Here is a 15024-nt window from a genome sequence, read left to right as displayed (position 1 = left end):
GCTCGTCAGCGGGTGGAATGGAAAAGCTGCTGAATCTGTTCGATCAGCGAATCGGTCTCGCTACCCAGCCACCAGCGCAGCCCGCCGTAGACGACCAGACAAATCACCACGATGCCGAGCAGATAGACCCATAGTGGAATCTCGTAACGCAGCATTTGCCCAACCTGGTCCGGCAACTTCCAGCTCTCGCTGCGCTCGTCGCCCTGCTGGCGATAACGCGCGATATCCTGTCCAAGGGTGTTGGCGATATAGCGCAACTGGTCGCGATTCTCGAGGCTGTATTTACCTTCGAAGCCAAGCGCCAGACACAGGTGATACACCTCCAGCACATCCAGATTGGCGCGCACATCCGAACGCAGACTGTCGAGCCGATCGTAGAAGCCTTCCCCGGCAAGGTGCACACCGAAATAGCGGTACTGAAAGGGGTGCAGCTCGACATGCTCGCGGATATTGCCAATACCACCTTTGAGCACGCTCTCGTCGAGAAACGCACAGAGGGCGTACTGCGCATCTTTCACGGCTTCGGCGCTGTAGTTTTCCGCCCTGGCCTTCTCCTCGAATTCGCGCAGCCACTGATCGACCCGCTCGAGAAAGCGCTCGACACTTTCAGCCTGCTGGCCGCGACGCACCATCAGCACCATGGAGATGAAATCGCGCGACAGCGTCTTGAGCGTGCGCGGCTCGGCGATATCGGAGGGGTGAGCTAGGGCTTGGGTCATTTCATTACCGCCATCAATTCAATGCTGAGATTCTTGAATCCGCTGGGGACGTAAAAGGCGATCGCCTGCGCGTCCATCATTCGTTCGTAAACGGCGCCATGGGGTTCGAGCGCGAAGTAGTGATTGTCCAGGCGAACCGGAATTGCGCTGGGCATTCGCGAAGCGTGGCTCAGGGTGCCGCCGGGCATGGCGGTGTTGACCACCACTTCGATGTCTTCCGGCGAGCCGACCTTGAACGCCCGCGGGACCAGTTCGAGGATCTGCGCACCCGGCATATCGGCGTGAACACTGATGTAGAAGTCGGCATCCTTGAGGCGAGCATCATTGAGCCGCCCCACATAGTAGGAAGGGCGTGTCTGCTCGAGCGGAATCGGGATGTACTGATTGGGCACGACGATTTCGAGCAGTTCGCGCACGATCCCCTCCAATCTCAGCAGCCCCGGTGCCGGATCTCGATGATCGTATTCGGGGATGTCTCCCAGCTTGTGGGACATCGAGAACGTCATCAGGCTGGCGGCGAGCTCGGCGAGAAAACGGTAGAGCGTCTCGGGATGCAGCCGCGGATTGGCTAACAAGTGCGCCAACTGCGGGTACGCACGGTTGATGGTGTAAAGCAGCCAGAACAGCGTCACGTCACTGGAGCCGAATTCCGCTACCTGGTCGGCACGCTCGCGACGGCGGCCGGAAAGCGCTTCACTGCGGGCCTGCAGCATACCGATCAGCCGATTGGCGATATCGAACGGCAAAGAGACAGAATCGATATGCAGCACCGGCGGCATGAAACGCTCACCGTCGAGACTGAAGCCACCGGCGGCATTGCGCTTGAGCAAGGCAATCGGGCAATGCGTGAAACCATCGAGACTGTCACCCTCCATCAGCAGCGTGGCATTGAGTTCGAGCGTCCCCAGCTCATTCTCCAGAGACCCTTCATTGAGGTCGGGGCGCGTCTCGAAGTGCTGCACGAAGCGACGGCCTCCGTGGCGCGGCGTGTCCTGATCGAGATAACTGGGGGACCAGGGTTCCAGCGTGCGCAGGGCTGCGTAGATCTTGACCTCGCCATTGCGTGCCAACTCTTCCAGGCTGCGGCCCGGCGGCAATGGATCATGTTGAGGCGCATCGATCAGCGAACCGTCCGGAAACACGAGCTTTAGCCGGGTCAAACATAGCGTGCCCTGCTCCAGCGCCCCTTCATCGAAGGCGATCTCCTGCACACCCCAATGAAACGGATGCTGAGCCTGACGCGCTTCGACCAACTGGCGTTGGTGAAATTCATCTTGATACTGAAAGTGCTGGGGCAGAAGGAACATGCCCTCCGACCACATGATGCGGTTTTGTTTACTCACGTCCCTGTCCCGTGCCTCTGAATACTGATGCCCGCGGTGATCGATGGGCTACTGGCCGCCATCTCGTGATGGTCTTTGGCCGAATCCATCGCTGGAAGAATCAATTGCCGAGCAGATCGTGGCCGCGCGCCACTTCGATGCGATCTCCGACGAGGTGCAGCTTCAATCCTTCCGAAGCGCTCAGCAGACCGTCATTTCTCAGCTCTTCGGCATCGAAGACCACGTGCCAGTCATCGCTGACGGTGTTGCGGAAGAAAGCAGCGACACCGACATACTGCGTACTGGAGTCCAGCGCTGCCGTATCCACCTTCTCCTCGCCCGGCAGCAGCGTCACCTCGCGCTGTGACAATAAACTCTTACCCAGGACCGCCTCCTCATCGCGCCACAACTGACGCGTCGAAGCGGTGGCAAACGAAGGCTGCTCGGTCAACTGGTAAATCCTGACGACGACCGACAACGGCTTGCCGTCGGCATCCGGATTGACCGATTCATCGCTATCGATGGTGACGCGCACGCGCTCCTGATTGCCGAGCAGATCGCCCGCCCAGGTATCTCCCAGGCGATTACCGACACGATCTGCCACACCACAACCGGCCAGCAGCGCGACCAGCAAACCCATTCCCAAAATGCGTACGGACGCCATCATCGCCGTCTCACCCACTCTTTTATTAAGTCGTAAGGAAGTCGCGGATACTGAATCACCGGGAGACGATTTGAGGGTAAATTATCTCACGCGATGCACACCGTACCAGATTTAGTGGCTATAATAAGCGACAGATTTAACATTAGCTTACCTAGAAACATTTATTTACAAAAAGCTTGAGACCGACACATGAAAGCACGACTCGTTAAACTGGCTCCACTGACGGCTTGCCTATTGTTGAGTGCCTGCGCTTCCGGACCCAATACACAGGTCAACTATGTCAAAGCGACCGAGCGCTTCGAGGGGACCCTCCCTTGCAGCAACTGCAACGGCATCGATACAGACCTGGTATTGCAGCGTGACGCCATCACCGGTGCCCCCGGCGGGTTCTACCTGCATGAGATCAAAATCGATGCGCCGGGCGGGGAACGCGTCAACACAATCTGGGGTAATTGGCATAAAAATCAATATATTAATGACTTCAAGCGTCAGCTCTACGTGCTTCGCCCCGAAGTCGGCGAAACCCGGACATATATCAGGCTAGACAACAGCAGTCTGCAACCGCTAACGGAGCAGGGTGAGCCAGCCATTGACGAAGAGGGTGAGAGCGTCACCCTGCAATTGCTCACGCCAAGCCTGTCGATGCCGACAGACTCAGACAAGAGCAGTTGAGGCATCAAAGGCACTGAAGCATCTGGAACAGATTTTTACAAACGATGTAAGAGATCGCTTACAGCTCTAATGGGAAATCGCCTAACCATATTGTAACGACTCTCCGATACAATACTTTTCAATTCATGATAAGGCTCAAGTTCGCTGAACGTTAATGTGTTGAGTCTTTCGCCGAGCACGGCACAATGAGCACCGAGTCACAGTGAGTTTCAAATAACGAATCGCGAGCAGGCACGAATTGGAACAGATCGACTTTAGCCGAATTACACTTCGATGACGCGAAGTCGCACCGGGAATCAATCATGACGCAGTCCTTCGATGTTGATAGCTTCATTCGCTCGCGCAAGCAGACGCGAGTGGTATCGGATTTGCTCAAGGCACAGGCGGCAGACTACCTGACGACCTTGGCGCCACTGGTGCGGCCTCAACCATTGTTCGGCGAATACCTGCAGGGCGCGCCTCGCGGCAGTGGCCGCGAAACCCAGCACCACTTCAAGGAGTTCCGCACGCTGTTCGACAAGCATGCGGCGCTACGCCCTTTCAATCTGATGAATGAGCTGGAAGTGCCGCTCAACATCATCAACTCGACTCCCGAGCTGTTTCCGCTGGAGTACGACCATGCCCTTCCCGGTGGCAATACCGTTCGCGTAACCAGCCCGGCACGCTGGGTGGTGGGCTATTCGTCATTCGATCTGAGCCGCTTTCGCCAGGTGATTCGCGATCCCAATCGCAGCGGCTCGGAGCTTCATCGCTTCGTCGTGCACTATCTGATGCTGTTTCACTGCTTCAGCCGAGCCGGCGGCCTGGGCCGCCTATTCCAAGGACTGCGATTCCCGGTTGGATTCCAGCAGCTCGACGATTTCGGTGAACTCCCCTTCTGCGTGATCAGCTCTCCCGTTGCATCGACCTTGCCATCCGACGAGGTCATTCGGCATAGCACCGAGATTTCAGGCAGCCGTAGCTTCGAGGAGCTGATCTCCGAAGACGCAATCAATGCCATGCAGGACAACCTGCGCGAGCAGCTGATCAAGGCGGTCAACGCATCGCCATCCGCCTGAACACGGATGAGAACTTAGAAACCACAACGCACTCGCTATCTCGAGAGAGGACATTGTCATGGCCAAGAACGAAAGTACTCAACACAAGCTGTCGCGCGTCCGCGCGCCCCGTGTGCATCTGACCTACGACGTCGAGATCGGCGATAGCATCGAGAAGAAAGAGCTGCCGTTCGTCGTCGGCGTCATGGGCGACTACGCAGGCAATCCGCTCGAGCCGCTGCCCCGGCTGAAGGATCGCAAATTCGTCAACGTCGATCGCGACAACTTCGATAGCGTGATGAAAGGCGTCAAACCACGGTTGAGCTATCGCGTCGACAACACGCTGGCCAACGACGGTTCTCAGCTGCCGGTGGAACTCAACTTCAAGCGCATGGAAGACTTCGAGCCACAGGAAGTCGTGCGCCAGGTCGAGCCGCTGCGCAAGCTGCTCGAGGTGCGCAACAAGCTGGCCGACCTGCGCAACAAGATGGGCGGCAACGACAAGCTCGAAGAGCTGCTGATGGACGTATTGCAGAATACCGACAAGCTTCAGACGCTGGGCGAAGAGCTGGGACGCGAAGCCGCTGCCAAACCGCAGCAAGACAAGGAATAACAGGAGTCTCCCATGGCCGAGAATCAGACCGACAACACCTCGCAGAGTGAAACGCAGGAAGTCTTCGCCCCGGAGACCTCGCTGCTGGACAGCATCATCTCCGAAAGCCGTGTGGCTCGCTCGGAAACCGAGCGCACCCGCACTCGTGATCTGATCGACGAACTGGTCAATCAGGTCCTAGAAGGCGAAGTCACGCCCAGCAAAGATCTGATCGCGGTGCTCGATTCGCGCATTGCCGAAATCGACTCGCTGCTCTCGGATCAATTGAACGAGGTCATGCATGCCAGCGAATTCCAGCAGCTGGAGGCCTCCTGGCGTGGCCTCAAGTATCTGACCGACCAGTCAGAGACCAGCACCAACATGAAGATCCACATGTTGAACGCGTCCAAGAAGGACCTGGTCAAGGATCTCAAGTCGGCCTCCGAGTTCGACCAGAGTGCGCTATTCAAGAAGGTCTACGAGGAAGAGTACGGTACTTTCGGCGGCGCGCCTTTCGGCATGATGATCGGCGACTACGAGTTCGGCCGTCATCCGCAGGACATGTACCTGCTGGAGCAGGTTTCCCATGTCGCGGCTGCCGCGCATGCGCCGTTCATCTCCTCGGCCTCGCCGGAGCTGTTCGGTTGGGATTCGTTCACCGACATGACCGGGCCGCGCGATCTCTCCAAGATCTTCGACACGGTCGAATACGCCAAGTGGAAGTCCTTCCGCAACTCGGAAGACGCCCGCTACGTCGGCCTGACACTGCCCCACGTGCTGGGTCGCCTGCCCTACGGCGAAGAGACCACACCGGTAGAAGAATTCAACTTCACCGAGAGCGTCGACGGCCGCGACCACAATAAGTACCTGTGGATGAATGCCGCCTACACCATGGGGGCTCGCGTCACCGATGCGTTCTCCAAATATGGCTGGTGCGTGGCGATCCGCGGCGTCGAAGGTGGCGGGCTGGTCGAAGACCTGCCGACGCACACTTTCCAGACCGACGATGGCGAAGTGGCACTCAAGTGCCCGACTGAAATCTCGATCACCGACCGTCGCGAAAAAGAACTGTCCGATCTGGGTTTCATTCCGCTGGTGCATTGCAAGGGCACCGACTATGCCGCGTTCTTCGGAACCCAATCCGCCCAGTTGCCGAAGCAGTACAACACCGACGTGGCCAATGCCAACGCGCGCCTGTCGTCACAGTTGCAGTACATCTTTGCCACCTCGCGGATCGCTCACTTCATGAAAGCGATCATGCGCGACAAGGTGGGTAGCTTCGCTTCCCGCCAGAACGTCGAGGATTACCTCAACGAGTGGCTGTCCCAGTACGTGTTGCTGGACGACAACGCCGGTCAGGAAGCCAAGGCCAAGTATCCGCTGCGCGAAGCGCGCGTCGAAGTCGCGGAAGTGCCCGGCAAGCCCGGTGCCTACAAGGCAGTGACGTTCTTGCGTCCGCATTACCAGCTCGACGAGCTGACCGCGTCGCTGCGTCTGGTCTCCGAGTTGCCGCAATCGACACGCGGCTCCTGATCGAGACGCACTTATCGCAGGCACCGGCCCAATGGCGGGCGCCTGCGTCATCGTGACGCCAGCCCTGACCAAGGCATCGACTGCTACCCGATCCCGCAGGGGTAGATATCGAAGTGCCAAAGAATGTCGAGGTACGAAATGAGTGAAACGCTGCAAATGGTGCCGACGTTGTTCGATCGTCTACTCGACGACGAGCCTCAGCATTCGACCGAGGCTCAGCCCGGTCATCGCTGTTCCATCGCGGACTACAAGAAATCTGTGGTGCGAGACCTGGAGCAGTTGGTCAATACCCGGCGTGAACTGGTCGCCGGTGAGCTGGACGGCTGGCCGACGCTACAGGGAACGCTGCTCGACTACGGTCTGCCGGATTTCGTCAGCCGTGGCATCCGCAGCACGGAAGATCGCCGGCTGATCCAGCGTCAACTGGAACGCACCATCGAGCAGGGCGACAAGCGTTTCAGCAGCGTACGCGTGCAACTGCTCAACCAGGATAGTCATGACCGCATACTCCAGTTCCGCATCGAAGCGGTGCTGTCGCTGAGTGAAGCCAGCCAGCGCGTGGCCTTCGATGCCGTACTGCAAGTCAATACCCGCCAATACAAGGTGCAGAACCTGATCTAATGCTCGACGACCTACTGCCCTACTACGAGAAGGAACTCTCGCACCTGCGCTTCCTGGGCCAGGAGTTCGCTCAGCGCTATCCCAAGATTGCCTCGCGGCTGCTGCTCGAGGGGGATTACTGTGAGGACCCTCACGCCGAGCGCATGATTGAGTCGTTCGCCTTTCTCAGCGCCCGTGTACACAAGAAACTCGACGACGATTTCCCCGAGATCGTCGAGGCGTTTCTCGACGTGCTCTATCCGCACTATCTGCGCCCGACGCCAGCGCTATCCATTGTCCAATTCGACCCCGGCGCGCAGACCTCCTTGACCGGGGCCTATCACCTGCCGCGCCACACCGCGCTGCATTCGCGTCCGGTGGAGGACTCCTTCTGTCGTTTTCGTACCTGCTACGCGGTGGAGATCTGGCCGGTGGCGCTGAGCGGCGCCGAACTGACGCGACTCGAACGCTCCTCGTTCAACACTCACGGCAACGACAACGTCGCCAAGCTGACACTGTCACTGGAGAGCCTCGGCAATACCGATTTCGGCAAACTGGGGATGGACCGCCTGCGACTGTTTCTCGATGGTGAAGGCAGTTTGATGCACCCGCTGTACGAGCTGCTGTTCAACAATGTGGCAAGGATCTCGGTGAGCTTCGTCGAGGCTGGCCAGCGAAGGGAGATCGGGCTGGCGCCGGATGCTATTACACCGGTCGGCTTCGGTCATGACGAGGGATTGATCGACTACTCCGAGCGCTCATTTTTGGGTTATCGGCTGCTGCACGAATACTTTACCTTCCCTGAAAAGTTTCTCTTTTTCGACCTGAACGGCCTGGCGCGGCCGCTCGCCGGCAAACCCGTGACGCAGATTCAGATACATTTTCTGTTCCGCGACTACGACCAGCACGAACGGCTGGCAAGACTGGCGCAGACCGTCAGCCGCCATAACTTCCGACTCGGCTGCACCCCGGTGGTCAACTTGTTCCCGCAACAGGCGGAGCCTATCAAGCTGAGCCACACGCGCCACGAGTATCCGGTAGTCCCCGACGTGCGCCATGCACGTTCGACCGAAATCGTCTCGATCGACGAGGTGACTCGGGTCATCCGCACCGCCACTCAGGACGAAGTCGCGCCCTGTCTGCCCTTCTTCGAACCCCGAGATAGCGAGAAGCAGGCGCATCAGAGTTACTGGATAGCACGGCGAGTGGCCTCCGAGAATGCCCGCGACCCCGGCACCGAGATGCGCCTGCGCGTGGTCGATCGCGAGCTCGAAATGCTGGATGGCAGCAGCGACACACTCAGTCTCAAGCTCACCTGCAGCAACCGCGACCTACCTCAGCTGATGAGCTTCGGCCATCCACAGGGCGACTTTACACTGGAACGCGAGCAGGTCGTGCAACAGATCCGCTGCCTGCGCAAGCCGACAGCGCCGGTGCGCCCGCCGATGGGCAAAGGGCTGATCTGGCGCCTGGTATCACATCTTTCGCTCAACCATCTCTCGCTGGTTTCGGACGGTCGCGAGGCACTGATGGAGCTTCTGACGCTCTACAACTATCGCCAGGCCTCGGCGATCCGCAAGCAGATCAACGGCATTTCCTCGATCACGAGCGAACCGGTGATGACCCGCATCGGCCATCCGCGTCCGGCATTCGTTCGCGGGACCGGTATCACGCTGGAACTCGACGAAAGCCAGTTCACCGGTAGCGGCATCTATCTGTTCGGTATGGTCTTGGATCACTTCTTCGGCCAGTACTGCAGCCTCAACAGTTTTACTCAACTCACCCTGCGCTCTCGTCAGCGCGAACAGCGAGTCGCCCAATGGCAGCCGAGAACCGGTACTCAGCCCCTGGTCTGATCGACCAGGCGCGAGCGGAGCCCTGGCGATTCGGGTTCTTCCAGCTCGTGCGTCTGTTGCGGCTGCACTACAGCCGCAACGGACGCATCGACCCGGAGAATCGACCGCATCAGGACCCGCTGCGCTTTCGCTCTCTGCTGTCGCTCAACTTTCCGCCCAGCGAGATCAGCGATCTAACCTTCGAGAGCGATAAGGTTCGCTCCGCCAGCGGCGATCCGCTGAGCGAGATTCAGGTGACGTTCATGGGATTGGTGGGGCCTTCCGGCGTGCTGCCGCGCCCCTACACCGAACTGCTGATCAATCGTCATATCGAGAAACGTGACAACGCCGCCCACGCCTTCATGGACTTTTTCTCCCACCGCATGACGGCGCTGTTCTATGAAGCGTGGCAGAAGTATCGGTTCCATATCGAATACGAGCGCAAGGGCAGCGCCGATTTCGAAGACTGGCTGCTGCATCTGGTCGGTTTTACCCCGACCACGCTGGAGCAAACGCTGGATCGCGACGATGACCCAGGTACGCTTCGTCGGGACTTGTTCAGCTGGTTTTCCGGGTTGTGGAGCCAACGCCCGCGTAACCCAAGCAACCTGCAATCGATTCTGGAATACACCTTCCAGCTCCCTTGCCGTGTCATGCCCTTCGCCGGCCGCTGGGTGCGTCTGGCGCCGGAACAGTACACACGGCTCGGCCAGGCCAACGCCCGACTCGGCCAGAGCGCTGTCGCCGGCACGAGAGTGCGCGATTACCAGTCAGCGTTTCGGGTTGCATTCGGCCCCCTGAGCCTGGAAGCGTACCGCTCCCTGCTGCCGGATACCGCCGCCCACCAGAAACTGGTGAAACTGCTGCGCTTCTATGCCGGTATCGAGCTCGATTTCGAGATTGAACTGATCCTGGACAAACACAGCATCCCCGCCCCGCAGCTGGGCGCGGGCGACAGTCTCAAACTGGGGCGGCTCGGCTGGCTTAAACCTACCGACCGACCGGCCGACTCCCACGGCCATGCACTCTTCGACATCCCCTTTGATGGAGCCACGGCGTGAGTCTCAAATCTCTCTTCGACAAACTCAACGATCCCTGCCGCGAGGCCACCGAAGGCGCCGCGGCGCTGTGTCTGGCCGAGCGCCAGTACGATGTCGACATCGAGCACCTGCTGCTCAAGCTGCTCGACAGCGACGACAACGACTTGCTGCGTATCGCCCGCCATTATGACGTGTCACTCGACCGCCTGGCCTCGCAGCTCGAAGAGACGGTCTCGACCTTCAAGACCGGCAACACCCGTACGCCTGCGCTGTCGCCTCGAATCACCAAGCTGATCGAGCGCGCCTGGGTCATCGCCTCGATCGACCAGGGCGAAGCGCAGATTCGCGGCGGCCATTTGCTGCTGGCGCTGCTGAAGGACGAGGAACTGCGACGCGTGGTCATCGACGGCGCCCGCGAACTCGAGCACATCAACGTCGACGACCTGAAGGCACATATCAACGACCTGATCGGCGGCAGCAGCGAGGATCAGCATGTTCGCGCGCTAGATGAAGGCACCGGCGGCGAAAGCCGGCCTGCACAGCAACCCGCGAGCGCCGAACGCCAGGGCAAGTCGAAGACACCAGCGCTGGATCAATACACCATCGATCTGACTGGCAATGCCCGTGCCGGGCGTATCGACCCGGTACTCGGTCGTGAAGAAGAAGTCCGCCAGATGGTGGATATTCTGACCCGCCGGCGTCAGAACAATCCGATCCTTACCGGCGAAGCGGGTGTCGGCAAGACCGCCGTCGTCGAAGGCCTGGCCCTGCGCATCGTCAACGGCGACGTCCCGCCGCCGCTCAAGAACGTCGAACTGCGAACGCTCGATCTCGGGTTACTGCAGGCCGGTGCCGGGGTCAAGGGCGAATTCGAGAGCCGACTCAAGAATGTGATCGAGGAGACCAAACGCAGTCTGCATCCGATCATCCTGTTCATCGACGAGGCCCACACGCTGATCGGCAGCGGCGGCCAGGCCGGCCAGGGCGACGCCGCCAATCTGCTCAAGCCGGCGCTGGCTCGGGGTGAACTACGCACCATCGCCGCCACCACTTGGGCGGAGTACAAGAAGTACTTCGAGAAGGACGCTGCACTGGCGCGACGCTTCCAGGTGGTCAAGGTCGAAGAGCCGGCCGAACCGGTCGCGATCAATATGCTGCGGGGCCTCAACGAGCGCATGCAGGATCACCACAAGGTGACCATTCTCGACGATGCCATCGTCCAGGCCGTGCGTCTGTCGCACCGCTATATCACCGGGCGCCAGCTGCCGGACAAGGCCGTCAGCGTACTCGACACCGCGTGCGCACGAGTGGCACTGGCCCAGTCATCACAACCGGCAGCACTGGAAGATGCCCACCGCCGCATCGACAACTTCCAAAGCGAGATCGCTGTGCTGGAGCGTGAGCAACGCGAGGGTAGCGATCATGCCGAGACGCTGGCCTCGCTCAACGAGCAGCTCGAGACTACCCAAGCCGAGATCGACGACCTGACCACGCGTTGGGAGCGCGAACAGGAAATCGTGACCCGGCTCAAGTCTCTGGAGTGCGAACGGGAAGCCGTCGAGGCCGGCAAGCAGGATGGCGATGCCGACACACTGAGCCGGCAGATCGGCGACGTTCGGCGCGAACTCGCCGAGGTCCAGGGTGAGCACTCGCTGGTCCATGGCCACGTCGATGGCAATGTAATTGCGGAAGTCATCTCCAACTGGACCGGCATTCCGCTGGGCAAGATGATGCGCGACGAGATCACCACCGTGCAGCGCCTGCCCGAACTGCTCGGCGAGCGCGTGCTGGGCCAGGATCATGCGCTGGCCGAGATCGGCAAACGCATCGCGATCTCGCGGGCGCGGATGGAAGATCCCAACAAGCCGATCGGCGTGTTCCTGTTGCTCGGCCCCAGCGGCGTGGGCAAAACCGAAACGGCGCTATCGCTGGCCGACACGCTCTACGGTGGCGAGCGCAACGTGATCACCATCAACATGTCCGAGTATCAGGAAGCGCATACCGTCTCCAGCCTCAAGGGCTCGCCTCCCGGCTACGTCGGCTACGGCGAAGGCGGCGTGCTGACCGAAGCGGTGCGCCGCAAGCCTTACAGCGTGGTGCTGCTGGACGAAGTCGAGAAAGCGCACCCGGACGTGCTGGAGCTATTCTTCCAGGTTTTCGACAAGGGAGTGCTGGACGACGGCGAAGGTCGCGAGATCAACTTCCGCAACACCGTGATTCTACTGACCTCCAACGTCGGCACCGACGACATCATGCAGCAGTGCCTCGGCGTCGAGTCCCTGCCCGCCCCGGATGCCATCGTCGAGAGCCTGCGCGATCAACTCAACGACGTGTTCAAGCCAGCATTCCTCGGTCGGTTGAACATCATCCCCTACTACCCAGTGCAGAAAGAGATCCTGCACAACATCGTGCGACTCAAACTGGACCGTATCAAAAACCGCTTCGAGCACAATCACCGTGCCGAGTTCGAGTACGATCCGGCCATCGTCGAAGCCGTCGCCGAGCGCTGTACTGACAGTGACAGCGGCGCGCGCAACATCGACAACATCCTCTCCGGCAGCCTGATGCCCACGATTGCCGCCCAGGTGCTGGACAAGATGGCCAACGGCGAAGCGATCGAGAAGCTAGCCGTCAGCCTCGATGATCGGGGCGAGTTCGCTTACGCGCTGAGTTGAGTAGTCTATAACACGGCCACTCAAGAACGCCTCTGGCGGCAAACCGCCGTCAGGGGCGTTTGCCGTTCGAGGGCTTTTGTTCAAGGGCTTTTGTTCAAGGGCTCAGGCTCAAGAGAGTGGTTCGAGCCCCGCGCCACCACCAAAGTCGTATTCAGCGAAACCAAAGCCCCCTGCCACGAAAGATAGATGTCCTCCGACATCGAGTCGGGCCATGCTGGCGAGACCTTCCGAGACTGGTGGATCGCCTGATGTCTGACTATGCGTCCGAATATGTGCCCGACGGCAACGACGCGCTCGAAAGCTGGATCGGCAAGCGGGAACAGAGCACGGACCATCTCGACCGTGCGCTGGTTGCCCGGGTCGCCGCCACCTTCGGCAAACCGTGCCCGGCTTCGGGTGAGCCCCTGCCACCGCTCTGGCACTGGGCGTTTTTCCAGCATCCCCTTCCCGGCGCGCAGCTGGGCGGCGACGGTCATCCGACTCGAGGCGGTTTTCTGCCCCCGGCAGACGACCGCAATCGCATGTGGGCCGGCGGACACGTCGAGTTTCTGAGACCGTTGAGAGTGGGCATCGAGGCCGAACGCGTCTCGACGGTGACCGATATTCAGGAAAAGCAGGGCCGAACCGGCTCGCTGCTGTTCGTGACCGTGCAACACGAGTATCACCAGGCCGGCGAGCTCGCCATCCGCGAAGCACAGGACATCGTCTATCGCCAGCCGGCACCGCCCAAGCTCTCGCTCGACGAGCCGATGCCGGAAGCCGACTGGTCGCAGACCATCGATCCCGATCCGGTCCTGCTGTTTCGCTATTCGGCGGTCACGTTCAACGGTCACCGGATTCATTACGATCATCCCTACGTCACCGAAACCGAGGGGTATCCGGGTCTGGTAGTGCACGGGCCGCTGATCGCGACGCTCCAGCTGCAGGCTTTCTGCGAGGCCAATCCTCGGACGCCGCCTACCCGTATTCAGTACCGCGGCCTGCGCCCGCTGATCGCCAATCAGCCCTTCCAGACCACCGGGCGCATTACTGGCGCCGATACGGCCGAATTGACCGCCGGTAATCAGGACGGGCCGGCCCATCGCGCCACGGTGGAATTCAATAACAGCGAAGATCAGGAGTCTCGATCATGAGTCTCGCCTCTATCAACCAAGCCCCTATCAACCAAGCCCCTGTCGACCAAGAGGCGCTGGAAGCGATCCGTGACGGCGTTCGCAGCCTGTGCCAGCAGTACGATGGCGAATACTGGCGCCATATCGATGAAACTCGAGGCTTTCCCGAAAAATTCGTTACCGAACTGACCGAAGCCGGCTGGCTCGGCGCGATGATCCCCGAAGCGTTCGGTGGCTCAGGCCTGGGGTTGACCGAGGCCAGCGTGATCCTCGAGGAGGTCAATCGTTGCGGCGGCAACGCCGGCTTCGTTCACGGCCAGATGTACAACATGGCGACGCTGCTCAAGCACGGTAGCGAGGCGCAAAAAGCCGAGATACTACCCAAACTTGCCAGCGGCGAACTGCGTCTGCAGTCGATGGGCGTCACCGAACCCACCACCGGCACCGACACCACCAAGATCAAGACCACGGCGGTCAAGCGCGGCGACAAGTATGTGATCAACGGCCAGAAGGTGTGGATCTCGCGCATCCAGCATTCCGACCTGATGATTCTGCTCGCTCGTACCACGCCGCTGGCCGAGGTCAAACGCAAGTCCGAGGGGATGTCGATCTTCCTGGTCGACCTGCACCGGGCGATCGACAACGGCATGACGGTCCAGCCGATCGCCAACATGGTCGGCCACGAGACCAACGAGCTGTTCTTCGACAATCTCGAACTGCCGGCAGAGAGCCTGATCGGCGAGGAAGGCAAGGGATTCCGTTACATTCTCGACGGGCTCAATGCCGAGCGCACCCTGATCGCGGCGGAGTGCATCGGCGACGGTCGCTGGTTCATCGACAAGGCCAGCCGCTACGCCAACGAGCGCATCGTCTTCGACCGTCCGATAGGCAAGAATCAGGGCGTGCAGTTCCCCATCGCCGAAGCGCATATCGAGGTGGAAGCGGCCGATCTGATGCGCTGGCGCGCCTGCCAGGAGTTCGATGCCGGTGTGCCGGCCGGAGCCAGTGCCAACATGGCCAAGTATCTGGCGGCCAAGGCATCGTGGGAGGCCGCCAATGTCTGCCTGCAGACCCACGGCGGCTTTGGCTTCGCCACCGAGTACGATGTCGAGCGCAAGTTCCGTGAGACGCGCCTCTATCAGGTCGCCCCGATCTCCACCAACCTGATTCTCTCCTACGTGGCCGAGCATCTGCTCGATCTGCCACGCTCGTTCTGAGATCGC

The 15024-nt window shown here is 60.2% G+C and carries 13 protein-coding genes; 10 read left to right on the top strand and 3 right to left on the bottom strand.

The genetic code is table 11. The annotated features are described in order from the left end of the window. Positions 1-5: 5 nt before the first annotated feature. The 3 genes from icmH to tssJ form a co-directional block, all read right to left on the bottom strand. Positions 6-719, bottom strand: coding sequence for a type IVB secretion system protein IcmH/DotU (gene icmH / locus BTW08_RS08750; RefSeq protein ID WP_075562142.1), 714 nt, complete (start codon positions 717-719; stop codon positions 6-8). Continuing rightward, positions 716-2062, bottom strand: coding sequence for a type VI secretion system baseplate subunit TssK (gene tssK / locus BTW08_RS08745; protein ID WP_075562141.1), 1347 nt, complete (start codon positions 2060-2062; stop codon positions 716-718). Before tssK ends, icmH begins: the two co-directional genes overlap by 4 nt. A gap of 100 nt (positions 2063-2162) precedes the next feature. Beyond that, positions 2163-2708, bottom strand: coding sequence for a type VI secretion system lipoprotein TssJ (gene tssJ / locus BTW08_RS08740; protein WP_075562140.1), 546 nt, complete (start codon positions 2706-2708; stop codon positions 2163-2165). Positions 2709-2894: 186 nt separating this feature from the next. On the opposite strand from tssJ, the gene BTW08_RS08735 reads away from it, so the two are divergent. The 10 genes from BTW08_RS08735 (at position 2895) to BTW08_RS08690 (ending at position 15018) form a co-directional block, all read left to right on the top strand. Then, positions 2895-3377 carry a copper resistance protein NlpE N-terminal domain-containing protein gene (locus BTW08_RS08735; RefSeq protein WP_075562139.1) on the top strand — a complete coding sequence of 161 codons (483 nt, stop codon included), beginning with the start codon at positions 2895-2897 and terminating at the stop codon, positions 3375-3377. A gap of 302 nt (positions 3378-3679) precedes the next feature. Further along, positions 3680-4435, top strand: a complete 756-nt coding sequence (locus BTW08_RS08730; RefSeq protein WP_075562138.1) for a hypothetical protein — start codon at positions 3680-3682, stop codon at positions 4433-4435. Positions 4436-4493: 58 nt separating this feature from the next. Continuing rightward, entirely contained in the window at positions 4494-5027 is a 534-nt protein-coding gene (gene tssB / locus BTW08_RS08725) for a type VI secretion system contractile sheath small subunit (RefSeq protein WP_075562137.1), read from the top strand. Positions 5028-5039: 12 nt separating this feature from the next. Then, positions 5040-6539: a type VI secretion system contractile sheath large subunit gene (gene tssC / locus BTW08_RS08720; protein ID WP_075562136.1), complete on the top strand. Its 1500-nt coding sequence runs from the start codon at positions 5040-5042 to the stop codon at positions 6537-6539. Positions 6540-6677: 138 nt separating this feature from the next. Continuing rightward, a complete protein-coding gene (gene tssE / locus BTW08_RS08715; RefSeq protein ID WP_075562135.1) occupies positions 6678-7160 on the top strand; it encodes a type VI secretion system baseplate subunit TssE in 483 nt (160 codons plus the stop codon). Continuing rightward, a complete protein-coding gene (gene tssF / locus BTW08_RS08710; RefSeq protein WP_075562134.1) occupies positions 7160-8995 on the top strand; it encodes a type VI secretion system baseplate subunit TssF in 1836 nt (611 codons plus the stop codon). Before tssE ends, tssF begins: the two co-directional genes overlap by 1 nt. Continuing rightward, positions 8959-10035: a type VI secretion system baseplate subunit TssG gene (gene tssG, locus BTW08_RS08705; protein WP_075562133.1), complete on the top strand. Its 1077-nt coding sequence runs from the start codon at positions 8959-8961 to the stop codon at positions 10033-10035. The genes tssF and tssG overlap by 37 nt, the downstream gene beginning before the upstream one ends. Continuing rightward, on the top strand, positions 10032-12689 hold the full coding sequence (gene tssH, locus BTW08_RS08700) for a type VI secretion system ATPase TssH (protein WP_075562132.1): 2658 nt from the start codon (positions 10032-10034) through the stop codon (positions 12687-12689). The genes tssG and tssH overlap by 4 nt, the downstream gene beginning before the upstream one ends. Positions 12690-12937: 248 nt before the next feature. Beyond that, entirely contained in the window at positions 12938-13822 is an 885-nt protein-coding gene (locus BTW08_RS08695; RefSeq protein ID WP_075562131.1) for a MaoC family dehydratase N-terminal domain-containing protein, read from the top strand. Further along, the gene (locus BTW08_RS08690) at positions 13819-15018 is read left to right on the top strand and encodes an acyl-CoA dehydrogenase family protein (protein ID WP_075562130.1); all 1200 of its coding nucleotides are present in this window, start codon (positions 13819-13821) and stop codon (positions 15016-15018) included. The genes BTW08_RS08695 and BTW08_RS08690 overlap by 4 nt, the downstream gene beginning before the upstream one ends. The last annotated feature ends 6 nt before the right edge of the window (positions 15019-15024 follow it).

It is taken from the genome of Salinicola sp. MH3R3-1, from assembly GCF_001937155.1.
In the GTDB taxonomy this organism is placed as follows: Bacteria; Pseudomonadota; Gammaproteobacteria; order Pseudomonadales; family Halomonadaceae; genus Salinicola; species Salinicola halophyticus.
This window is presented reverse-complemented; position numbering and strand designations above follow the sequence as displayed.